The 22682-nt window shown below is 67.9% G+C and carries 21 protein-coding genes; 12 read left to right on the top strand and 9 right to left on the bottom strand.

The window, feature by feature from the left end; all coding sequences use genetic code 11:
* Window positions 1-120 precede the first annotated feature (120 nt).
* Window positions 121-753 carry a PadR family transcriptional regulator gene (locus BGO47_RS14165; RefSeq protein WP_292713189.1) on the top strand — a complete coding sequence of 211 codons (633 nt, stop codon included), beginning with the start codon at window positions 121-123 and terminating at the stop codon, window positions 751-753.
* On the top strand, window positions 750-2249 hold the full coding sequence (locus BGO47_RS14170) for a DHA2 family efflux MFS transporter permease subunit (protein WP_292712910.1): 1500 nt from the start codon (window positions 750-752) through the stop codon (window positions 2247-2249). Before BGO47_RS14165 ends, BGO47_RS14170 begins: the two co-directional genes overlap by 4 nt.
* Here the strand turns inward: BGO47_RS14170 and purD are convergent.
* The gene (gene purD, locus BGO47_RS14175; protein ID WP_292712912.1) at window positions 2242-3507 is read right to left on the bottom strand and encodes a phosphoribosylamine--glycine ligase; all 1266 of its coding nucleotides are present in this window, start codon (window positions 3505-3507) and stop codon (window positions 2242-2244) included. The genes BGO47_RS14170 and purD overlap by 8 nt on opposite strands.
* A 34-nt stretch (window positions 3508-3541) precedes the next feature.
* Between purD and BGO47_RS14180 the strand changes: the two genes are divergently transcribed.
* Window positions 3542-3895 carry a sterol carrier family protein gene (locus tag BGO47_RS14180; RefSeq protein WP_292712914.1) on the top strand — a complete coding sequence of 118 codons (354 nt, stop codon included), beginning with the start codon at window positions 3542-3544 and terminating at the stop codon, window positions 3893-3895.
* Window positions 3896-3923: 28 nt separating this feature from the next.
* Here the strand turns inward: BGO47_RS14180 and BGO47_RS14185 are convergent, their stop codons facing one another.
* Genes BGO47_RS14185 through BGO47_RS14195 form a run of 3 tightly spaced genes read right to left on the bottom strand, consistent with a single transcriptional unit; the run spans window position 3924 to window position 6897 of the window.
* Complete coding sequence (locus BGO47_RS14185) at window positions 3924-4700, bottom strand: heme ABC transporter ATP-binding protein (RefSeq protein ID WP_292712916.1); 777 nt, start codon at window positions 4698-4700, stop codon at window positions 3924-3926.
* Window positions 4697-5770 carry an iron ABC transporter permease gene (locus tag BGO47_RS14190; protein WP_292712918.1) on the bottom strand — a complete coding sequence of 358 codons (1074 nt, stop codon included), beginning with the start codon at window positions 5768-5770 and terminating at the stop codon, window positions 4697-4699. Before BGO47_RS14190 ends, BGO47_RS14185 begins: the two co-directional genes overlap by 4 nt.
* On the bottom strand, window positions 5767-6897 hold the full coding sequence (locus BGO47_RS14195; protein ID WP_292712920.1) for an ABC transporter substrate-binding protein: 1131 nt from the start codon (window positions 6895-6897) through the stop codon (window positions 5767-5769). The genes BGO47_RS14190 and BGO47_RS14195 overlap by 4 nt, the downstream gene beginning before the upstream one ends.
* Window positions 6898-7075: 178 nt before the next feature.
* Between BGO47_RS14195 and BGO47_RS14200 the strand changes: the two genes are divergently transcribed.
* The 4 genes from BGO47_RS14200 to purF are packed head-to-tail and all read left to right on the top strand — an operon-like array spanning window position 7076 to window position 13382.
* Window positions 7076-10384: an HtaA domain-containing protein gene (locus BGO47_RS14200; protein WP_292712922.1), complete on the top strand. Its 3309-nt coding sequence runs from the start codon at window positions 7076-7078 to the stop codon at window positions 10382-10384.
* 57 nt (window positions 10385-10441) lie between these two features.
* Window positions 10442-10771 carry a potassium transporter Trk gene (locus BGO47_RS14205; protein ID WP_292712924.1) on the top strand — a complete coding sequence of 110 codons (330 nt, stop codon included), beginning with the start codon at window positions 10442-10444 and terminating at the stop codon, window positions 10769-10771.
* Between the two features lie 19 nt (window positions 10772-10790).
* Window positions 10791-11915, top strand: a complete 1125-nt coding sequence (purM, locus tag BGO47_RS14210) for a phosphoribosylformylglycinamidine cyclo-ligase (RefSeq protein WP_292712926.1) — start codon at window positions 10791-10793, stop codon at window positions 11913-11915.
* A gap of 6 nt (window positions 11916-11921) precedes the next feature.
* Entirely contained in the window at window positions 11922-13382 is a 1461-nt protein-coding gene (gene purF / locus BGO47_RS14215; protein WP_292712928.1) for an amidophosphoribosyltransferase, read from the top strand.
* A gap of 30 nt (window positions 13383-13412) precedes the next feature.
* Here the strand turns inward: purF and BGO47_RS14220 are convergent, their stop codons facing one another.
* Window positions 13413-13598 carry a DUF3073 domain-containing protein gene (locus BGO47_RS14220; RefSeq protein ID WP_228179361.1) on the bottom strand — a complete coding sequence of 62 codons (186 nt, stop codon included), beginning with the start codon at window positions 13596-13598 and terminating at the stop codon, window positions 13413-13415.
* Between the two features lie 174 nt (window positions 13599-13772).
* On the opposite strand from BGO47_RS14220, the gene BGO47_RS14225 reads away from it, so the two are divergent.
* A complete protein-coding gene (locus BGO47_RS14225; RefSeq protein ID WP_292712931.1) occupies window positions 13773-14315 on the top strand; it encodes a universal stress protein in 543 nt (180 codons plus the stop codon).
* Between the two features lie 51 nt (window positions 14316-14366).
* Here the strand turns inward: BGO47_RS14225 and BGO47_RS14230 are convergent, their stop codons facing one another.
* A complete protein-coding gene (locus BGO47_RS14230) occupies window positions 14367-14981 on the bottom strand; it encodes a PadR family transcriptional regulator (protein WP_292713191.1) in 615 nt (204 codons plus the stop codon).
* A complete protein-coding gene (locus BGO47_RS14235; protein WP_292712933.1) occupies window positions 14981-15832 on the bottom strand; it encodes a DUF4097 family beta strand repeat-containing protein in 852 nt (283 codons plus the stop codon). The genes BGO47_RS14230 and BGO47_RS14235 overlap by 1 nt, the downstream gene beginning before the upstream one ends.
* Window positions 15833-15970: 138 nt before the next feature.
* Here BGO47_RS14235 and BGO47_RS14240 point away from each other — a divergent pair, with 138 nt between their 5' ends.
* The gene (locus BGO47_RS14240; protein ID WP_292712935.1) at window positions 15971-16744 is read left to right on the top strand and encodes a MerR family transcriptional regulator; all 774 of its coding nucleotides are present in this window, start codon (window positions 15971-15973) and stop codon (window positions 16742-16744) included.
* A gap of 76 nt (window positions 16745-16820) precedes the next feature.
* Here BGO47_RS14240 and BGO47_RS14245 read toward each other — a convergent pair whose 3' ends face one another.
* The gene (locus BGO47_RS14245) at window positions 16821-16982 is read right to left on the bottom strand and encodes a hypothetical protein (protein ID WP_292712937.1); all 162 of its coding nucleotides are present in this window, start codon (window positions 16980-16982) and stop codon (window positions 16821-16823) included.
* Window positions 16983-17150: 168 nt separating this feature from the next.
* Here BGO47_RS14245 and BGO47_RS14250 point away from each other — a divergent pair, with 168 nt between their 5' ends.
* The 3 genes from BGO47_RS14250 (at window position 17151) to BGO47_RS14260 (ending at window position 21698) form a co-directional block, all read left to right on the top strand.
* On the top strand, window positions 17151-17552 hold the full coding sequence (locus tag BGO47_RS14250; protein WP_292712939.1) for a CrcB family protein: 402 nt from the start codon (window positions 17151-17153) through the stop codon (window positions 17550-17552).
* On the top strand, window positions 17549-17923 hold the full coding sequence (locus BGO47_RS14255) for a CrcB family protein (RefSeq protein WP_292712941.1): 375 nt from the start codon (window positions 17549-17551) through the stop codon (window positions 17921-17923). Before BGO47_RS14250 ends, BGO47_RS14255 begins: the two co-directional genes overlap by 4 nt.
* 103 nt (window positions 17924-18026) lie before the next feature.
* Entirely contained in the window at window positions 18027-21698 is a 3672-nt protein-coding gene (locus BGO47_RS14260; protein ID WP_292712943.1) for an efflux RND transporter permease subunit, read from the top strand.
* On the opposite strand, the gene BGO47_RS14265 is transcribed toward BGO47_RS14260, so the two are convergent.
* The gene (locus BGO47_RS14265; RefSeq protein ID WP_292712945.1) at window positions 21686-22606 is read right to left on the bottom strand and encodes an aldose 1-epimerase family protein; all 921 of its coding nucleotides are present in this window, start codon (window positions 22604-22606) and stop codon (window positions 21686-21688) included. The genes BGO47_RS14260 and BGO47_RS14265 overlap by 13 nt on opposite strands.
* Window positions 22607-22682 lie beyond the last annotated feature (76 nt).

Raw genomic sequence — 22682 nt, forward strand, 5'->3', positions numbered from 1 at the left:
CGCGGGTCAGGGTGCCGCGTGTCTACTGGCATTCGAGGGGTGGGGACCCGCCGGCTTGGTCGAATGCCGATATGCGCGTATAGTCCATGTGGACTAGCCGATATGGACCAATCCGGAAGGATGCACGTCGTGAAACCCGCGCACCACACGCTGACGCCGATCGCGATCATGGCGATGGCGCTGCTGCGTGAGGATGACATGCATCCATACGAGATGATCCGGCTGCTGCGCCATCGCCGCGACGACCGCATGGTCGCCATCACGAACGGCACGTTCTATCACACGATCGCGCGCCTGCAGCGGGCGGGCTTCATCGACGAAGTCGGCAGCGATCGCGACGGCAACCGCCCCGAGCGCACCACCTACACGCTCCTGCCCGCGGGCGCCGAAGCGGTGCGCGCGTGGCTGCGCGCCGAACTACCGCGGGTCGATCGACCCGTCGAGTTCCGCGTAGCCCTCGCCGAGGCGCACAACCTCGAGCGCAGCGAGGTGATCGACCTCCTCCGGCAGCGAGCGGCTCAACTCGACGCCGACTACGCGGAGCACCGGCTCGGGCTCGCCGAAGCACGCGCCGGCGGCGTGCCCGAGCAATACCTGATCGAGGTCGAGCGGCAGGAAGCGCTGCTGACCGCTGAGACCCGGTGGCTCCACCAGACCATCGATCGCCTTGCCGACCCGGGTTACGCCTGGGGCGGCGACCCGAAGCCCCACGAAACCGTCTATCGCGCACAGAGAGAAGCTGCACGCTCATGACCGAGACCACCCGCCCTCCTGCGCCGCCGGCATCCGACGCTCCGGCACGGAGCCCCTGGCCCGCCCTCTTCGCGCTTGTCATCGGGTTCTTCATGATCCTCGTCGACACGACGATCGTCGCTGTGGCCAACCCCGCCATCAAGGCGGCCCTCGACCCGAACACCGCCAACCTCGACAACGTGGTGTGGGTCACCTCGTCCTACCTGCTGGCCTACGCCGTGCCGCTGCTGATCACCGGCCGCCTGGGCGACCGCTTCGGGCCCAAGACCATCTACCTCATCGGACTGGTGATCTTTACGGGGGCCTCCCTGGCCTGCGGCCTCTCACCGACGCTTGGCGCGCTCATCGCTTGGCGCGCGGTTCAGGGGCTCGGCGCCGCGCTCATGACCCCCCAGACGATGGCCGTCATCACCCGCACATTCCCCCCGCACCGCCGTGGCGCGGCAATGGGCCTGTGGGGAGCCACCGCCGGCGTCGCGACGCTCGTCGGTCCGCTCGCGGGCGGCCTGCTCGTCGACGGACTCGGCTGGGAGTGGATCTTCTTCATCAACGTGCCCGTCGGGGTCATCGCGTTCGTGCTCGCGGCGGTTCTGGTGCCCCGACTCGGGACGCACCGCCACCGCTTCGACATCGTGGGTGTCGTGCTCAGTGCTGCTGCCCTCTTCTGCATCGTCTTCGGGCTGCAGGAGGGGGAGGCCTATGACTGGGGAGTGATCTGGGGCCCCATCTCAGTGTGGGGACTCATCATCGTCGGGGTCATCCTGCTCGGTATCTTCATCTGGACGCAGGCCCGCACCCGCAGCGAACCTCTCGTGCCGCTTCCGCTCTTCCGTGACCGCAACTTCTCGCTCGCGAACATCGCCATCGCCGCCGTCGGATTCGCTGTTACGACCATGGCGCTTCCGCTCATGTTCTTCCTGCAGCTGGCCCGCGGCCTCACGCCGACAGAGTCAGCTCTGCTGCTGATTCCGATGGCGGTGCTCTCGGGAGTTCTCGCACCGCTGGCCGGCCGGTGGCTCGACCGCACCGACGCGCGCTGGCTGCTCGTACCCGGCATCCTTCTGGTGTCGGTTTCGCTGTGGTGGTACGCCGCGATGCTGAACGTCGACACCCCGATCTGGATGTTCCTGCTCCCGTCGGCCCTGATGGGAATCGGCAACGCGGGAATGTGGGGACCGCTGGCCACCGCTGCGACCAACAGCCTGTCGCCCCGCGAAGCGGGCGCTGGCGCCGGCATCTACAACACCACCCGCACCGTCGGTTCGGTGATCGGTTCGGCTGCGATCGCGGCGTTCATGCAGTCACGGCTCGAAGCGAACCTGCCGGGAGCCGCCGAAAGCACCGAGAGCTTCGGTGGCGGCACGCTGCCCGCCGCGGTGGCCGACGGCTTCTCGACCGCGATGGCTCAGACCCTCATGCTGCCGGCATCCGTGATTCTCATCGCTGTCGCGGCGTCGCTGTTCATCCACCGCAAGCCGCGACAGGCCGTCAGCTGACGCGGGCGGCGATGTCAGTGCGGAACTGGCCGCCTTCAAGCGTGATCTTCGAGAGCGCGTCGTAAGCACGCGAGCGCGCCTGGCCGAAGTCGTCACCGATCGCCACGACATTCAGCACTCGGCCGCCGGTCGCGACGAGCCCCTCGGGCCCGGCGGCCGTTGCGGCATGCGCCAGGTGAACGCCGTCGACGGATGCCGCGGCATCCGTGCCCGTGATCGGGCGGCCGACCTGCGGAGCCGCGGGATAACCCTCGCTCGCCAGTACGACGGTGACTGCTGCGGTGTCGTGGAAGGTCGGTTGCGCCACGTCTTCGAGGTTGCCCGAGGCTGCCGCCAGCAAAAGCCCTGACAGCGGCTCGACCAGGCGTGGCAGCACGACCTGCGTCTCGGGGTCTCCGAAGCGCGCGTTGAACTCGATCACGCGCACGCCGCGCTCGGTCAGGATGAGGCCCGCGTAGAGCAGGCCGATGAACGGCGTGCCCTCGGCATCCAGCTGACGGATGACGGGCTCAGCGACCTCACGGGTGACCTGCTCGACGAAGGCCGCCTCGCCGCCCCAGTCGTCGCTCAGCCATGGGAGCGGTGAGTAAGCGCCCATGCCGCCGGTGTTCGGGCCCTGGTCACCGTCGCGGAGGCGCTTGAAGTCCTGGGCGGGACTGAGCGCCCGCACGGTGTCGCCGTCGCTGAGGAAGAAGAGCGACACTTCGGGTCCCGACAGGAACTCCTCAACCAGCACCCCGCCCGTGCCGAGGTACTCCGCGGCGTGCTCGAGCGCCGCGTCGCGGTCGCCGGTGACGATGACTCCCTTGCCAGCGGCGAGCCCGTCGGCTTTCACAACGTGCGGAGCCCCGAATTCGTCGAGGGCAGCGGCTACCTCGTCGAGCGTGGCGGCGTGGGTCGCGCGCCCGGTCGGGACGCCGGCTGCCTGCATGATGCGCTTCGCAAAGGCCTTGGATCCCTCCAGCTGCGCCGCAGCCTTACCCGGCCCGAACGTCGGGATGCCTCGCTCGCGCAGCGCATCCGCGACCCCGGCCACCAACGGCGCCTCCGGTCCGATCACGACGAGACCGATCGACTCCGTCTGCGCGAACGACGCGACCGCGACGGGGTCGTTTGCGTCAAGGGCGACCACCGTGACGTCCTGGGCGATGCCGGCGTTTCCCGGGGCAGCGAAGATCTCGTGCGCCTCCCCTTCGTTTCGCAGCGACGTGATGATCGCGTGTTCACGGGCACCGGAGCCGAGGACGAGAATTCGCACCCGGTCAGCCTACCGACCGGCGTAGCGTGGAACCGTGCCTCCCAAGATCACGACCGAAGCCGGACGCGCCGCCCTCGGAGCCGTTGCGGACGGCACAGCGTGCCGGCCCGAGACTGCGACTGCCGTGCGCTATCTGCTCCAGCTGCTTGCTGAGAAGGCCCCGGGGGCGACGGTCGAGGTCCGCGTTCCGCCGTTCGGGGCGACACAGATCATCGAGGGGCCGCGGCACACGCGCGGCACCCCACCCAACGTCGTCGAGATGGATGCCGCCACCTTCATCGAGCTCGCCACGGGCGTCAGCGGGTGGTCGGATGCCGAAACCTCCGGGGCCCTCCGGGCCTCTGGCGTCCGCGCCGACTTCTCGCACCTCCTGCCCCTCCGGCCATGAGTGCGGCATCCGTGCCGGGGTGCGCCGACTATCGCTTCGGGACGACGACGCCGGTTCCGGTGACGGGGTGGGTGAGGATGTCGACGGGCTGCCCGTAGACCTCCTCGATCCGCTCCGCCGTGAGGACCTCTGTGGGTGAGCCGGTCGCAACGACTCGGCCGCGAGAGAGCAGCGTTGCGCGATCGCCGTAGGCCAACGCCGCGTTCAGATCATGGACGACCAGAGCGACTGCCGCTCCGGCGGCTGCGCGATCGCGCGCGATGCGCAGCACGTCCTCCTGGTGGCGCAGGTCGAGCGCCGCAGTCGGTTCGTCCAGCAGCAGGATGCCGACATCCTGCGCCAGCACCCGGGCAAGCGCGACCCTCGCCCGCTCGCCGCCCGAGAGCGATCGGACCGCCCGGTGCCGGAGGGCGGTGATGTCGGTCGCCGCCATCGCTGCGGCGACGAGTTCGTCATCCGCATCCTCTCGCTCTGTTCGGACCCACGGAGCGCGCCCCATCCGCACGACCTGCTCGACCGTGAAGGCGAACGCCACGTCGTTCTGCTGCAGCAGCACGGCGCGCTGGCGGGCGAGATCCTTCGGGGGGATGCTGGCCAGGGGTGCACCGTCGAGGTCGACAGTCCCGGACGCGGGGGCGATGTCTCCGGCGAGAACTCCGAACAGGGTCGACTTGCCGGCGCCGTTGGGGCCGACCAGCGCATGGACTTCGCCCGCCTGCAGCTCGAGATCCGCGTTCTCGAGGATGGGAGCGGGGGCGGCCTCCGGGTGGACCGTGACGCCGCCCGCACTCAGCCGGATGCTCATGCCCAGCCTCCCGCGCTCTTGCGCGCTCGCAGCAGGAGCCACAGGAAGAACGGCCCGCCGATGAGGGAGGTGAGCATGCCGATCGGCAGGTCTGCCAACGGAACGGCGGTGCGCGCGACAAGGTCGGCGAGCTCGATCAGCAGCGCACCGCCCAGCGCGCTCGTGATCACGAGCGGCAGGTGCGCGGGGCCGATCGCCATCCGCAGCAGGTGGGGGATCACGAGTCCGACGAAGGCGATGATGCCGGCAAACGCCACGGCGGCGCACACCAGGAGCGCGACGGTCACGATGACGACGATCCGCAACGCCTCGACCCGCACGCCGAGGTGCCGTGCGGTGCGCTCGCCGAGGGCGAAGAGGTCGAGCGAATTCGCGACGACGAGCGCAACGATCGACCCGATCAGCACCAGCGGCGCGACCAGGGCGATGTTCTGCCAGAGGGCTCCGTTGAGGCTCCCCAGCTGCCAGAACACGATCTGCTCGCGCGTCGATGTCGTGCCGAGGAAGGTCAGCAGCGCGAGGCCCGCGCCGGCGATGGCGTTGATCGCGATGCCCGTCAGCAGCAGCGTCACGACTTCGGTTCGCCCGCCCGCCCGACTGATCAGGTAGACCGAGAACACGGCGATGAGTCCCCCCGCGAAAGCGAAGAGGGGAGTCGTCCACGCACCGAGTGTCACAAGGCCGAACGTGATGCTCGCCGCCGCGCCAACTGCTGCACCCGACGAAACGCCCACGACGCCGGCGTCGGCGAGCGGGTTTCCGAAGATCGCCTGCATGAGCACGCCCGAGACCGCCAGCGCCCAGCCCACGAGGAGGCCGAGCACGATGCGGGGCAGACGGATGCCGAGCACGACGCCCGCGGCTGGTGCGGCATCCGGAGCCCAGGCGTTGTCGATCCCGACAGCGCGCAGCAGGATGCCGATCACCTCGGTCGGCGAGAGCGGATACTGCCCTGAACCGAGCGAGACGATCATCGTCACGACGAGCGCGACGACCAACAGCGCGGTGACGACGGCGAAGCGGGACGCGCGGAAGCGCGACGGCGTGGGGACGACGACCTCCTGGCTCACGGCGTCGGCATCGGGGTGGAAGCCGAGGCCACGTCGGTCGGGGCGTAGAGCGCGCGGGCCAGCGCGAGGATGATCTCGGGGGAGCGGGGGCCGAACGACAGGATCTGCGTGTCGGCCATGTCGATCACGCGCCGGTGCTGACCTGCGGGCGTCTGCAGCAGGGCGGGGATGCGTTCGAGCAGCCCGTCCACGCCGCCGACCGACTCCAGGCCGAGCGTCATCATGACGATGACATCCGGCTGGGCGGCCACGAGTGCCTCGGCGGTCATCGGCTTCATCCCCTCCCAGCCGATCTCGCTGGCCACGTCGATGCCGCCGACCGCCTCGATGAGGGAGTCTGCTCCCGAGTCGGCGCCGAAGATGTAGTAGATGTTCGCGTTGCCGCGCACATAGAGGAATAGCATCCGGGGCTTGTCGCTCTCTGCGGGGGGCGTGACCTGCTCGATCTGCTCGCGTGCTGCGGCGATCTCGGCATCCGTCTGCTGGATGAGCGCGTCGCCGCGGCTGGGAACGCCGAGGGCTGCGGCGATCTCGGCGATGAGGTCGTCGGTGGTATCGAGGCGGCGATCGTCAGAGACGACGACGACCGCGATGCCCGCGTCGCGCAGCTGCTGGCGCACCTCCTTGGGCCCGAGGGTGGCATCGGTCAGCACGACGGTCGGGGCGAGCTGCAGGATGGCCTCCGCGTTGAGGGTGTGCCCGGCATTGGTCACGACGGGAAGGTCCTCGGTGCCGGCGAGGTCGGTCGAGGAGTCGCGTCCGACGACGTTGTCGCCGAGCCCGAGCGCGAAGACGGTCGCGGCGATCGTTCCCGAGATATCGATCGGCAGGATGCGGCTCGCATCCGTGACCGTGACGTCGGTGCCCTCGGCGTCGGTAACCGTCACCGGGAGCGCCGGCGCTGTCGTGTCGTCTACCGCGACCACGCCGTTCGAGGCCAGGCATGCGGTCGACGGGCCCGTCGCGGTACGCGCGTCGGGGACCAGGTCGAGCGCGGTGAGCGCGGTCGCAGCATCCGGGCATGTCGGGTCGGCCCCGGGCGCGGTCGACGAGCCGCATCCGGTGAGTGCGGCGGCCAAGACGATCGCCGAGATGAGGGCGAGCCTGGTGCGTCGTGAGGGAATCATATTAGGAAAGGCTTACCTAAAAGTTGACGAACAGCAAACGGGTGCTCTAGCGTCGAGATGCTTGTGAGGTAAACCTAACCTTACTCACAGCATCCTTCCAAACCCGACGACCGCAGCTGCCACCAGGCGCTGCCGACCGGAGATCCCTGTGACCGACCGTTTGATCACTTCTGTCCCCGTGAGCCGCACCCGCGCGCTGCTCGCGACGCTCCTGACATTCGCGCTCGTTCTCGCGGGCGCTCTCGCATCCCCACCCGCTATGGCCGCCGAAGGCCCGCAGATCACGGTGAGCCCGTCGACGGACCTCGATCCCGAGGCTGCCCACACCCTCACCGTCTCGGGCACAGGGTTTGTCGGAGACGGCGCCGTCAACGGCCTCTACGTCTTGTTTGGCGCGGAGTCCGTGTGGTCGGGCGGCGGTCCCCTCGTGGCTTCCGGATGGATCGCCCAGGCGTGGGTGCAGTCAGCACAGATCACCGACGGTTCCTTCACGACGACGCTGACGGTCCCGGCGGGATCGCTCGAGGCCGGTGTCGCATATCACGTTGCGACATCCGCGGCCCATGCCCTGTCTGCCACCAACCGCACGATGGACACGTTCGCGTCGGTGACGGTCGCCGCGCCGGCCCCGGAGCCGGATCCGGAACCCGACCCCGACCCCGACCCCGTGGCGACTGTTGAGACGTCGGTGGTGTCGGTGGATGCCGAAGACGGCGCGACAGTGTCGATCACCGGGTCCGGGCTCGGTGAGGTGACCGGAGCGTACGCGGCGATCATCGAGAAGGGCAGGGAGTCCCAGGTCACCAGCAGCGGCGGGTACGTCGCGTTCGGGTACTGGATGACTCCTGGCGCGATCGTCGACGGTGCGTTCACGAAGACTCTCGTCGCGCCGACTGCGGGACTTGACGCGTCGAAGCAGTACGAGGTGATCGTCTGGCAGGGACACACGCTGCCGACGGCTGAGACGATCTACGCTCGCGCCGACATTCCCTTCACGACCGCCGACTGGAACACCCTGTTCCCGTCCGCGCCGGCGATCGAGGTGTTCCTCGCCGACGGGGTGACGCCGCTCGGTGACACCGGCGTCCACGTCGGTGACACACTCGTGGTTCGCGGGACCGGATTCGATCCCGACGCGAACGTCGGCGGGCGGGGTGTGCCGATTCCGAACACGCTTCCCCAGGGCACCTACGTCGTGTTCGGCCACTTCGCCGAGCAGTGGCAGCCCTCTACCGGCGCGGCAAGCAGCCTCCGCAAGGTCGGCTCCCAGAAGTGGGCACTCGCAGAGTCCGTGCTGAACCAGGTGCCGTCGAACTACCAGAGCGCCATCCGTTCCCAGTGGGTCGACATCGCCCAGGACGGGTCGTTCACCGCTGAGCTCACGGTCACCGAGCCGTCCGCGCTCGTGAGCGACGGACACTACGGTGTGTTCACCTACGCCGCGAGTGGCGTGACCAACGCGGCGCAGGAACTCGAGGTTCCCATCACCATCGCGCCCGCCGAGCCGGTATCGGCTGTTGAGACGTCGGTGGTGTCGGTGGATGCCGAAGACGGTGCGACTGTCTCGATCACGGGTTCTGGTTTTGGTGAGGTGACCGGAGCGTACGCGGCGATCATCGAGAAGGGCACCGAGTCCGCTGTCACCAGCAGCGGCGGGTACGTCGCGTTCGGGTACTGGATGACCCCTGGCGCGATCGTCGGCGGTGCGTTCGAGAAGACCATCGTCACGCCGACCGCGAAGCTCGACGCGAGCAAGCAGTATGAGGTCATCGTCTGGCAGGGGCACACCCTGCCGACCGCAGACACGATCTACGCTCGCGCTGACATCGTCTTCACCGACGCTGACTGGGGCATCCTCTTTCCGGGCGGCGCGACGCCCACCCCGACCCCGACCGCGCCCACCCCGACACCCACGGCCCCGAACGAGCCGGTGACGCCGGTGGCGGGAGGTTCGATGTCGTGGGCGATCTCGACCAGCTTCAACAGCTACGTCACGGGCAGCATTGCGAAGGGCGCGATCTCGGTCGGCAACGGCGCGACGCGCTCGGGCGGAGTGTTCTGGTTCGGCCAGTCGGAGACCTCATCGTTCTCGCCGTCCACCGGCACCGGAACCGTCTCTTACAGCGGTTCGGTGCGGTACTTCGGGCACGAGGGTGCGCTGGATGTGACGATCGCGAACCCGCAGGTGCGCATCACATCCCCGACGTCAGCATCGATGTACGTCACGAGCGGTGGCCGCCAGGTGCAGTTCGCGACGCTGGGCCTGGGTGCCGCGCAGCGGTCGGAGGCGAACGGCGCGGTGACCTTCACGAACGCCCCGGCAACGCTGACCGCGGCGGCGGTATCCCAGGTCCTGGGCGGATTCTCGACCACGCTGGCTCCCGTGACGTTCACGATCGGCGCTCCTGCCGCAGCGCCGCTCGGTGCCACGGGCACGGTGGCGGCAGCGTCGACGACCACCACCACCACGAGCAGCATCCCCTCGACGCCCCCGGCCACGAGCGGCATCGAGCTGGATGACGAGGGTCTGACCGCCCTCCAGTCCGGTGGGGCCTTCACCCTCGAGGTCGGCGGATTCCAGCCGAACGAGACCGGCATCGCACTCGTGGTCTACTCGACCCCGACGGTGATCGCGACCGACCTCACCGCTGACGCGCAGGGCGTCGTGCGGTGGACCGGGTCCCTCCCCGCAAGCCTCGCCGATGGCGAGCACACGCTCACGCTGCAGGGCTCAGTGAGCCGCGGAATCGTGTTCACGCTCGCCCGGGCCGCGGCGATCGGCACCTGCGCTGTCGACGGTGCCACGCTCTCGTGGGGCTTCAAGGAGTCGTTCCGGGTCTACATCGAGGGGATCGCGGCCGGCGGGTGGGAGCTGAGCGATGTCGAATACGTCTACCCCGACTACGTGTGGGCTGACGGAACGGGATCGATCGACCCCGAGACCATGACGGGGCTGGTGACCTACGGCGGAAGCATCCGTTTCACCGGCCACGACGGCGCGCTCGACACGACGCTGTCGAACGCTCGCCTGGAGCTTGCCGGCGACACGGGATACCTCGTCTTCGACGTTACGGGCCAGACGCAGGATGGCGCCTCGGTGTCTGAGACCGGAGTGCGATTCGCGCAGTTCGCGGTGCCGTCGCTCGAGGTCGTGGACGGTGCGATCACGCTCGATGCTCTGCCGACGACGCTGACGGATGCCGGAGCCGCCGCCTTCGGCACGTACTCCAGCGGCGAGCAGCTCGACCCGGTCTCTGCCGTGATCCCGGTCACCTCGGACTGCGTCACGGCAGCCCCCGCTGTTGTCGAAGAGCCCGCGGATGCCGCGCTCGTGACGACCGAGGAGGCGGCATCCAGCGCTGATGCAGCGCCGGTGTGGCCCTGGATCGCCGGGGGTGTCGGACTTCTCGCGGTGATCGTCGCGGCTGGTGTGCTCGTCGCCCGCCGCCGCGGGTCGGATGCCGCGCCTGGCACGCACGACGACTGACCCTGGCGCTCTCGCACCCTCTCGCCCGCGAATCCCGCAGGGCGGGAGGGTGCGAGAATGGAGACCATGTCCCCGACGAGTGACGACCACCTCGAGCAGGTGACGGTGCGGCGCAGCCCGAAGTACTCCGTCTTCCTGCTGCTGGGCGGTGCCCTGGGCCTGCTCGTCGCGATGATCCTGACGTTCCTGTTCGACGGGACGACACAAGAGAGCCCGAACACGGGCCTCGTCTACTCCCAGATGCAGGTCTTCGGTTTCCTCCTGTTGATCTTCGTCTCGGCAGGAGTTGCCCTCGGTGGCGCGGTGGCGCTCATCTTCGACCGGATCTACGCGCGTCGCGCCCGCACGATGCGGGTCGAGCACGAGCGCATCATCTCGGCCGACTGACCGCCGGTAGGCTGTTCGGGTGGAGTCCCACAACGCCCCCAGCAATCCCTACACCGCAGCAGGTGTCGACACGGCAGCGGGTGACCTCGCCGTCGAACTCATGAAGGCTGCGGTCCGTCGCACCCAGGGACCCGAAGTCCTCGGCGGTGTCGGTGGCTTCGCCGGCCTGTTCGACGCTTCGACCCTCCGCTCGTACCGCCGTCCGCTGCTCGCGACGAGCACCGACGGCGTCGGCACGAAGGTCGCCATCGCCCAGGCCATCGACAAGCACGACACCATCGGCCAAGACCTCGTCGGAATGGTCGTAGATGACATCGTCGTCGTCGGCGCCAGGCCCCTGTTCATGACCGACTACATCGCGTGCGGCAAGGTCGTGCCCGAGCGCATCGCCGACATCGTGGCGGGTATCGCGCGCGGCTGCGAAGAGACCGGAACAGCTCTGGTCGGCGGTGAGACAGCCGAACACCCGGGCCTGCTCGGCGTCGATGACTACGACGTCGCGGGAGCTGCAACGGGCGTCGTCGAGGCTGACGCCGTGCTCGGGGCCGATCGCGTCGAGAACGGTGACGTGGTTCTCGCGCTCGCTTCGAGCGGACTCCACGCCAACGGCTACTCGCTCGTGCGCCACATCGTCTCGGCATCCGGCCTGTCGTACACGGATGCCGCGGCCGAGTTCGGTGGCACCACCTGGGGTGAGGTTCTGCTCGAGCCCACTCGCTTGTACACGGCGCCGCTGCTGCGGCTGATCGCACAGTCCGGCGGCGGGGTGCATTCGCTCAGCCACGTGACCGGCGGCGGGATTGCTGCGAACCTCGCGCGCGTCCTTCCGGCTGGCACCTGGGTCGATGTCGACCGTGCGACCTGGACTCCGCCGGTGGTGTTCCAGTCACTTGCCAACCGTGGCGGCATCCCTCTCTCGGACACCGAGGGCACGTGGAATCTCGGTATCGGCTTCGTCGCGGTCGTCGCGGCAGATCGGGCAGCGGATGCGGCATCCGCCCTGACCGCCGAAGGTATTGCCGCGTGGCAGATCGGCGTTGTCTCCGACGGGCCGAGGCCCAGTGGCACGTACGTGGAAGGGGCGAAGGGCGTTGACGGCGGTGCCGTTCGCCTGGTCGGATCGTTCGCCGAAGGAGCGCAGTAACACCCCATGTGTGGAATCGTCGGCATGGTCGGGCGGGGCCCCGTCAACCAAGAGATCTACGACGCGCTTCTGCTGCTGCAGCACCGCGGGCAGGACTCGACCGGAATCGCCACGGCGGAACCGAGTGGGGTCTTTCACATCACGAAGGCGCGTGGCCAGGTGCGCGAGGCATTTCGCACGCGCGACATGCGGTCGCTGCTCGGCACGATCGGGCTCGGCCACGTGCGTTATGCCACCAAGGGCACAGCATCCAGCGAAGAAGAAGCACAGCCCTTCTACGTCAACGCGCCGTACGGCATCGTGCTGGTGCACAACGGCAACCTCACGAACACCCGCGAACTCACCGACGAGCTCTTCCACAAGGATCGTCGCCACCTGAACACGAGCTCCGACACCGAGCTCCTGGTCAACGTCCTCGCCGGCGAGCTGCAGGCGACGGTTTCGGGGATCGATCTCGAGCCCGACGAGATCTTCGAAGCTGTGTCCCGCGTCCACGCCCGCGTCGAAGGCTCGTACGCCACCATCGCCCTCATCGCGGGCCACGGCCTGCTCGCCTTCCGCGACCCGTTCGGCATCCGACCCCTGATCCTCGGCACGCGACGGGCAGCCGACGGATCGTACGAGTGGGTGGTCACGTCCGAGTCCCTCGTGCTCGAAAACGGCGAGTTCGAGGTCGTCCGCGACGTCATGCCGGGCGAGGCGGTGTTCATCGACCTCGACGGACATCTGCACACGAAGCAGTGCGCCGAGGATCCGCAGCTCGTGCCGTGCTCATTCGAGTACGTCTACCTTGCGCGGCCCGACTCGATCATGAACGGGATCTCGGTGTACGAGGCACGGCTGCGCATGGGTGACCGCCTGGCCGACACCATCGCGAAGTACACCCCCGCGGGGACGATCGACGTCGTCATGCCGATCCCGGATTCATCCCGGCCCGCCGCGATGCAGGTCGCGCGCAAGCTCGGCATCGAGTACCGCGAGGGGTTCTACAAGAACCGGTACGTCGGCCGCACCTTCATCATGCCCGGCCAGTCGGCCCGCAAGCGCAGCGTGCGACAGAAGCTCAACGCGATGTCGAGCGAGTTCAAGGGCAAGAACGTGCTGCTCATCGACGACTCGATCGTGCGGGGAACGACCTCGAAGCAGATCATCCAGATGGCGCGGGATGCCGGTGCGACATCCGTGACCTTTGCCTCGGCAGCCCCTCCCGTGCGATACCCGCACGTCTACGGCATCAACATGCCGACCCGCCACGAGCTTGTCGCACACGGACGCTCCATCCCCGAGATCGCTGAGGAGCTGGGTGCCGATTACGTCGTGTACCAGGAGGTCGCCGACCTCAAGGCGGCGATCCTCGAAGGCTCGGATGTCGAGGACCTCGACATGAGCTGCTTCGACGGACGCTACGTCACCGGAACCGTGACGGAGGAGTATCTCACTTGGGTCGAGGCCAGTCAGGAGTCCTGAGTGGGAGCGCGATGACGGGACGAGGCGCGCTCAGGCGGTCTCGTCGAGTTCGTCATCCTCGTCGTCGAACTCATCGGCCCACTTGTCGACGTACAGATCATCGTCGGACGGGTGACCCAGTTCCTTCTCGAGCGCCGCATAGTTGACGCTCGGGCTGTAGGACTTGAGTTCGCGGGCGATCTTGGTGTGTTTCGCCTTTTGACGGCCACGCCCCATGCGAGACCCCCTCATTTCTGACCCGCGGGCTGAAGCGCGGGTCTCCGCGCTCCGCAGCCCGTGCATTCACGATCCGGTCTTTCGCCGGGAAGAGTAGCATTCAGAATATCACGGAGCCCTCGAGGGCCCGCGGCTGTGCACCCCTCGGCTCCGTATGTCGAGGAGGGAATCCCCATGGCGGACGAACGGCCAGAGCTCACAACGGCGCCCCTGGACGCGGCGGCGGTGCGCGGCGCGGTGATCGTCGGGGTCGTTCCCGACCAGAACCCCCGTGTCGTGAAGGAGGCCGCGAAGTACGCCGCCATGATGAAGGCGCCCCTGGTTGTGGCCCACGTCGACGTGACTCGGTTCGTGACGTACGAAGATCCTGACGGGTACGTGCACACCGCTCCTATCGACGTGAACATCGCGCCGGGCGAGGCAGATATCGACCTCGTGCGCGCCTCCGTGGCCCACGCGCTGGACGGAATCGACGTCGACTGGCGCCTCCATCAGCTCGTCGGCGACCCGGCACTGGCCATCAAGCACCTCGCCGAGCAGGTGGACGCCCGTTTGCTCGTCGTCGGGACACGCAAGCGCGGTATCGGCGAGTCGATCCGCGAGTTCTTCACCGGATCGGTCGCTGCCCGGCTGGCCCACCGGCAGGCGCGCCCGATCCTCGTCGTGCCGCTCGGGGAGCCGGCACCCGATGACGAGGACCTCTGGCCGACCAGCTGAGCTCCCCGAACGCAGGTTCATCCTGCATTCGGTCCGGAGATCCGAGCCGCCTCAGTCGCGCAGTGAGCGAGTGATGGCGCGGGTCACCTCGTCGAGGCCGGTTGCCAGCTCGTCCACGACGGATGCCGCGAGTGTGCCGCCCTTGGCAACGTGCGTGCGCAGGTCGGCGCGCACCTGGGCGCGGAACTCGCTGATCGCGACCTCGGCCCGGTGCAGTTGTTCCCGCGAGAGGGAGCGCAGGTCGTCGGTGACGTCCCGCACCTGCTGATCGCGATCCTCGCGCTCTGCCCTGCTGGCGGCGGCGAGGTCTGCGCGCAGGCTCTTCATCGCCTCACGCACCGACCCGCGTACCTCGTCGGCGATCAGGCGCACCGAATCGGCAAGACCGTCCTCGATGCTCTTGAGGTCGTCGGCGCGGGATGCCACCTCGGCGCGGCCGGCATCCGTGATCTCGTAGATCGTCTTGCGACCGTCGACGGTCTTGGTCACCAGGCCCTCCTCCTCGAGCTTCGCGAGCCGCGGGTACACCGTGCCGGCACTCGGGGTGTAGGTGCCGCCGGTGCGATCCGACAGGGCCTGCATGATGTCGTAGCCATGTCGCGGCCCCTCGTCGAGGAGCGAGAGCAGGTACAGGCGCAGGTCGCCGTGAGAGAAGACGGGGGCCATCACAGGCCCTCCGCCTCGCTCGGGGCATCCGCCGGTGTCGAAGCGGGGGAGCGGCGCAGCACCGTGAGTCCGCCAGCGACGGAATTTGTGCGCACGTCCACGAAGGAGCCGCTCAGCTCGCCGGTCGAGCCGGTGTAGTTGGTCACACCGCTTCCCGACCGCATCACGCCGTCGATCTGGACGCGACCGCTCACGCTGCGCACGACGAAGTTGGCAGGAAGTCCCTCATCGAGTCGGATCGTTGAGCTACCGCTGACCGTGTTCAGGCTGATGGCGTGGGCGTTGCCGGTGGTGTCGACCAGCATGTCACCCGACACGGTGTCGATCGTCGCCTTGCGGATGCTGCCGGTCGCGGCGACATCGCCCGAGACGCTGTTCGCCGACAGGGTGCCGGTGAGGTCCCGGATCTGAACATCGCCCGAGACCGCATTGACCGTGACGTCGCCGCTCAGGCCGTCGACGATGATGTCGCCCGACACGGTGTTGAGGCGTGCGCCGGCCTCAAGCCCCGAAACGAGGGCGCTCGCATTCACGACGCCGAGGTTCAGGGCGACCGAACGGGGGACCGCGACGCTGACCTCTGCTTTGGGGCCGCCGGACCCGAAGTTGCGGAAGGCCTCGAGGAAGTTGTCCCAGCGCAGCTGCGGGTGATCGATCTCGACGGCGTCGCCGGTTGCCTCGATGCGGAGGTCTTTGACAGTCACTCCGTAGACCTCGATTCGCACCCCGGGTTCGTCGTGGGCGACGACATCGACCTGGCCACCGACGAGGCCGATCTTGAGGGTACGCACATCGTCGAGGTCGATGACGCGCGTTTCTCCCGGGTGAATGAGCCACTTCTCGAGGGTCACGGTCCGCTCCGTTCTGGTCGCAAGAAAGCAAAGACGCGATATAACGCGATTTGAGAATAACGCGATATAACGCGTCACGCAAGATTCCCCGCGCGCCTTCTTGACATTGACGCAACGTCAACTTCTACCGTGGATGCCATGACGGAATGGAGCATCCACGAGGTAGCGCAGCGATCGGGCGTGACCACACGCACGCTGCGGCACTACGACGACATCGGCATCCTGGCCCCGACGCGAACGGGCGCGAACGGGTATCGGTACTACGGAGCCGAGGCCCTCGTGCGACTGCAGCGGATCTTGCTACTGCGGGACCTGGGGCTCGCGCTCGGCGACATCGCCGAGGTCGTGGACGCGCAGCAGGACCCCGCTGCGGCCTTGCGCACACACATCGGATGGCTCCGTTCGGAGCAGGCAAGACTTGCCCGGCAGATCGCTGCGGTGGAGTCCACGATCAGGGCATGGGAGGGAGGTGAATCGACGATGAACGACGACATGTTCGACGGCTTCGACCACACCGTCTACAAGGACGAGGTCGAGCAGCGCTGGGGCGCCGAGGCGTACGCCAGCTCGGACGCGTGGTGGCGCTCACTCGGAGCGGAGCAGCAGTCGGCGTGGAAGGACGCGACAGATGAACTCGCCCGGGCCTGGGCGGCTGCCGCTGAGTCCGGAATCGCGCCAGGCTCGACCGCGGCGCAGGCCCTGGCGGAGCGTCATGTGACGTGGCTGCGCGCCATCCCCGGCACTCCCGCTCACGAGGGCGACGCGGCGCTGAAACCCTACGTGCTCGGCCTCGCGGAGATGTATGTGGCTGACCCTCGCTTCGCGGCCAACTACGCGACATCCGCCGGCGGGAACGGCGGCGCTGAATTCGTGCGCGACGCGCTCACGGAGTACGTGACCACCCGGCTGTAGTCACGCGAACCCGCCACGGCAAACGGATGCCGCGCCCCTCCCCCGAGGAGCGCGGCATCCGTTCGTCGCGGGTGCGTCAGCGGCGGCTACCGCTGATCACCCTGAACAGGAATGCGATCAGGGCGATCACACCGACAATGAGGGCGACCCAGAGCAGCCAGTTCAAGGCCGTGTTGAGGCCGCCGACGATAGCCAGAACGACGGCGATGATGATGACGAGCAGAAGTGCGATGTTCATGGGGCACCTTTCGTTGGACGTCGGGGAGCATGCTCGACACGTGTCGGGCGCGCTCGCCACCCCGTGACGATGTCACCGTCGACGCCGCGCGACAACGGGGTTGTTTCCGCGCCCCGAAACCGGTATGCGAGAGCGGCGATGCGCCGGTCGGAGCGTTAGCCTGAGCGGATGGCGACCAGACCGCGCTTCTCGGGGGCTCATCTGTGGCTGGTGTTCGCGGGCGGGGTGATCGGTACTGCCGCGCGACTGCTCATCCTGCTCATCGAGGATCCCTCGGTCCAGTGGTTTTCCATCCCGCTCATCAACATCATCGGGTCCTTCCTGCTTGGCGTGGTGACGGGGCGGGCCGAGGCTCAGGCCGACCCCGCCCGCGCCACCAGGATGCGCACGTTCTGGGGAGTCGGGGTGATGGGAGGGTTCACGACCTACTCGAGCTTTGCCGTGCTCGCAGTGGACCCGGCATCGCTGCCGCTCGCGGTCGTCACCGTGCTCGCCGGGCTGGTAGCTGCGCTCGCCGGGCTCTGGATCGCCCGTCCCCGGCCGGCATCAGCGCGTGGACACTCCGCATGAGCCCGCTTCTGCTCGCTCTCGGTGCGCTCGCCGGCGGCGTTGGTGCAGCACTGCGCTACAGCGCTGACGTCGCCATCCTGCGCTGGTGGGGCCCGCCATGGGGAGTCTTCGTCGTCAACGTCGTCGGGTCGTTCGCGCTCGGCATCCTGACCGGCGCCGCTCCCTCCGCTGACCTGCAGCTCATCATCGGGGGAGGCCTCCTCGGCGGCTTCACGACCTTCAGCGCCGTCTCGGTCACGACGATCCTGCTCGCCGAAGAGCGGCGCGGACGGATCGCGATCGTCAACGTCGTCGGAACCTTCGTGCTCTCGCTCGCTGCCGCTGCGGGCGGGCTTGCGCTGGGCGCAGCGCTCGCTCCCGGCGCCGGCTGATCGGGAGTTTTCGGGATATCCCCCGGAATCACCGTGCGAAGATGGGGGCGATACACCCGCGTATCGTCGCGTCCCGACAGCACCGAACACAGCAAAGGCCACCGTGTCGAAACTCGCCGTCCTGAGCCTGAAAAACCGCGCCCTCATCGCGCTGGTCACGATCGTCGCTGCCCTGTTCGGCAGCCTCGCATTGACCAGCCTGAAGCAGGAACTGATCCCCTCGATCGAGTTCCCCGCTCTCATCGTCGTCACGACGTATCCGGGAGCGTCGCCTGAGGTTGTCGCCAACGACGTGTCGACACCGATCGAAACAGCCATCCAGGCCGTCCCCGGCCTCGAGTCGACGACAGCGACCAGCACGACCAACGCCTCGATCGTGCAGGCGTCCTTCACCTACGGCACCGACCTCGGCACCGCTGAGCAGAAGATCACGCAAGCGATCAATCGGATCTCATCTCAACTGCCCGAAAACGTCGAACCCAATGTCCTTTCGGCAAGCATCGACGACTTCCCCGTCATCCAGATCGCCGTCACCGGCTACGACGATCAGCAGACCATCCAGGCGACACTCGAATCAGTCGCGATTCCCGAGCTTGAGGATGTCGACGGCGTCAACGCCGCGCAGATCGTCGGTGGCACCGGACAGCGCATCACGATCACCCCCGACCCGGCGAAGCTCGCTGCGACCGGCTACACGCAGCAGGCGATCCGCGACGCCCTCGATCAGAACGGTGTGCTGTTCCCGGGCGGTGAGATCACCGAGAACGAGCAGACCCTCACAGTGCAGACCGGCTCGAAGATCACGTCGGTCGATGCGGTGGCGGCGCTCCCGCTTGTTCCCACGGATGCCGAGCAGTTCCAAGCCGGCACGGTGACCATCGCCGACGTCGCCACCGTCGAGCAGGGCCAGGACCCGGTCACGACGATCTCTCGCGTGAACGGCGAGCCGGCGGTGACGATCGCGATCACGAAGCTTCCGGCAGCGAACACCGTCGATGTCTCGCACGGCGTGGTCGACATCCTGCCCGAGCTCGAGCAGCAGCTCGATGGAGTCACCCTCACCGTCGTCTTCGACCAGGCGCCCTACATCGAGCAGTCGATCGAGACTCTCGCCGTCGAGGGTGGATTCGGCCTGCTGTTCGCCGTGCTCGTCATCCTGCTCTTCCTGCTGTCGGTGCGCGCGACGCTCGTGACCGCGATCTCGATCCCGACGAGCGTGCTGATCACGTTCATCGGCCTGCAGGCGTTCGGGTACTCGCTGAACATCCTGACCCTCGGGGCGATCACGATCTCGATCGGCCGTGTCGTGGATGACTCGATCGTCGTGATCGAGAACATCAGGCGCCACTACGTCGGCAAGGCCGACAAGATGACCTCGATCGTGCGGGCCGTCAAGGAAGTCGGGTCGGCGATCACATCGTCGACGATCACGACTGTCGCCGTCTTCTTGCCGATCGCCTTCGTCGGCGACGTGACCGGCGAACTGTTCCGACCCTTCGCTCTGACCGTCACGATCGCGCTGCTGGCATCGCTCCTGGTCGCTCTCACGATCGTGCCTGTGCTGGCTTACTGGTTCCTCAAGCCCGGCAAGCCGCTGCTGGATGAGGCGGGGCGGGAGATCGACCCCGAGAACCCGGCAGCTCCGCTCGATCGGTTGCAGCGCGGCTACACCCCGATCCTGCGGTGGACGCTGCGCCACTCCTGGGTCACCCTGGGGCTTGCGGTCCTCGTCCTCGTGGGCACCATCGCCGTCGCACCGTTGATGAAGACGAACTTCCTCGGCGATTCCGGTCAGAACACGTTCACCATGACGCAGGACATCGGTCCCGCGCCGAGCCTGGAGGCCGAGTCCGCCGCGGCGGTGCCGGTCGAAGAAGCCCTCATGGGAATCGACGGCATCCAGACCGTGCAGGTCTCGATCGGCTCCAGCGGCAACGCGCTGCGTGATGCTTTCACCGGCGGCGGCAGCGGAATCACTTACTCCATTACGACACAGGAAGGTGCCGACCAGGTCGCGCTTCGCCAGGAAGTCCAGGACACCGTCGAGGCGATTCCGGATGTCGGCGAGATCACCGTCGCTGGCAGCAACGGCGGATTCGGCTCGACCGACATCGAGGTCGACGTCACTGCTCCCGACGCCTCGACACTGCAAGAGGCGACGGATGCCGTCGTCGCGAGCCTCAGCGACCTCGACGACGTCAGCCAGGTCACGAGCAACCTGTCGGCATCCCTGCCCTTCATCTCGGTGCAGGTCGACAGCGACAAGGCGGCGTCGCTCGGTCTGTCGGAAGTCGCCGTCGGCGCAATCGTGTCCAGCACCATGCAGCCGCAGAACATCGGCAGCGTCGAGGTCGACGACACCTCGCTGACGGTGTACCTGGCCTCGAACGACCCGCCCACCACGATCGAAGAGCTGCGCAACCTGCAGGTGTTCACCGCGCAGGGCCCCGTGCCGCTGTCGGAGGTCGCGACTGTCGAGGAGTCACAGGGGCCGACATCGATCACCACGCAGGGCGGCACGCGCACCGCGACAGTGACGGTCACCCCCGCGACCGACAACCTCGCGCAGGTGACGGCATCCGTCACGGAAGCGATCGATGCGGCTGATCTGCCGTCTTCGGCCAGCGCTGACCTCGGCGGTGTCGCAACCGACCAGGCTGACGCGTTCAGCCAGCTCGGCCTCGCGCTGCTGGCAGCCATCCTGATCGTGTACGTCGTCATGGTCGCCACCTTCAAGTCGCTGCGACAGCCGTTGCTGCTGCTCATCTCGGTGCCGTTCGCGGCAACCGGCGCGATCCTGCTGCAGATCGTCACCGGCATCCCGCTGGGTGTCGCCTCGCTCATCGGCGTGCTGATGCTCATCGGCATCGTCGTCACGAACGCGATCGTTCTCGTCGACCTCGTGAACCAGTACCGCGAGAAGGGCCTGAGCGCCCACGATGCGACCATCGCCGGTGGTACGCGGCGTCTTCGCCCGATCCTGATGACCGCGCTCGCCACGATCCTCGCGCTCACGCCGATGGGACTGGGGATCACCGGCACGGGTGGATTCATTTCGCAGCCGCTTGCGATCGTCGTGATCGGCGGACTCATCTCGTCGACGGTCCTCACCCTGCTGGTGTTGCCGACGCTCTACAACCTCGTCGAGGGGGCAAAGGAGCGGCGGCAGGCCAAGCGCGTGGCGCGAGCGGGTCAGGCGGATGCCGAGGGCGCGCTCGTGCTTGCCGGCGTAGGGGTAGGTGCCGGTGCTGCTGGTGCCGAGGACGTGCCGTTGACGCGTCGCGAGCTGCGCGAACGTGAGGCACTGCGCACCGGTCAGATCCCGATCCAGTCGCCGGCGCCGGAAGGCGACGCTGAGCCGGATGCTGCTGAGTCGGAGATCGCCGAGTCCGAGGCGACGGGCCGAGAGGCGGACGATGCCGCGGAGCCCGCGACCCACGAGGACGCGGAGCCCGCGACCCACGAGGACGCGGAGCTCGCAACCGACGAGGACGCGGGGTCGGAGGGGCAGGAGCCGGATGCTGCTGAGTCGGACGCCGCTGAAGCAGAGGCTACTCAGCCCGAGACCGACGCTGCAGGCGGGCCCGAATCTGAGCCGACTGAACCGGGGACCGACGCGTCGCCAGAGCCTGAAGCCGCCGAACCCGAAGCCGAGAACGGTGACGAATCGACGGATGCCGAGACCCCTTCCCCGGAGTCAGTCGACGGCGCGGAGCCGACCGATACCGGCGCCGAGAACTCGGACGACGACCACAACGGACGTCAGCCCGAGTAGGAGATTCCCCAGCTCACGGTCCAGGTCTCGCCGGGCGCCAGCCAGCGCAGACCTCGGCCGGAGTTGAGGGCGTCCGGCACCGCGCTCATGGGTTCGATGGCGACAGCCAGCTCGCGGCCCGGGTAGCGGTCGGTGGTGTAGACCTGCACGTAGTCGAGGTCAGCGCCCTGCCAGATCGTGACGATCCGGCCATCCGGTGCGCTCAGACGGTGGCGCAGCATCCCGTCGGCATCCCGAGCGATGTCGGTGTAGCAGGTGTTGAGCGAGACATCGCCGAGCCGGGCGCCGCTGCGCAGGTCGGATGCCGCATCCACCGGTACCTCATCGACGGGGATCAGCGCGTCGTCGAGCACGAGCATCTTCTCTGCCGGTGAGGTCAACACGAGGTCGGCTGTCGGGACGTCACCGAGCGTGAAATACGGATGGGTGCCGAGGGCCGCGGGTGCGGCATCCGTGCCGACGTTCTCGATGACGTGCGTGACCTCGATGCCGTCGGTAGTCAGCGTGTACGTGACAGTCGTATCGAGCTGGAAGGGGTAGCCGCTCTGCGGAAAGACCGTTGCCGCGAGCGTGATCGTGTCGCCGGACTGCTCGGCGACCGTGTACGGCATGAAGCGCAGCAGCCCGTGCGAGGCACCGCCGACCGACGGATCGGTGAGCCACAGCTGGTAGGTCGTGCCGTTGTGGCTCCATGTGCCGCCCCGGACGCGGTTCGGCCACGGCACGAGCACGGTTCCGGATGCGGCGGGAGCCGGCAGCCCCTGCGGATAGGACGCAATGAGATCGACGCCGTCGACGGTGAGTCCGCGGATTGTTGCCCCCACCTGCGTGAGGTGCGCCGTTACCCGACCGTCGGCGCTCGAGAGGTAGAACTGCTCCCCGGTGGGGTCGTGGCGCGTGTCGGTCATTGGTCCTCCTCGGCGGGCGTCGTGCCCATGCTAGAGCGCGCGCGGCATCCGTTTGCTCACCCGGGCGCGCGGCGGA

It is taken from the genome of Microbacterium sp. 67-17 (assembly GCF_001898325.1).
Lineage (GTDB): Bacteria > Actinomycetota > Actinomycetes > Actinomycetales > Microbacteriaceae > Microbacterium > Microbacterium schleiferi.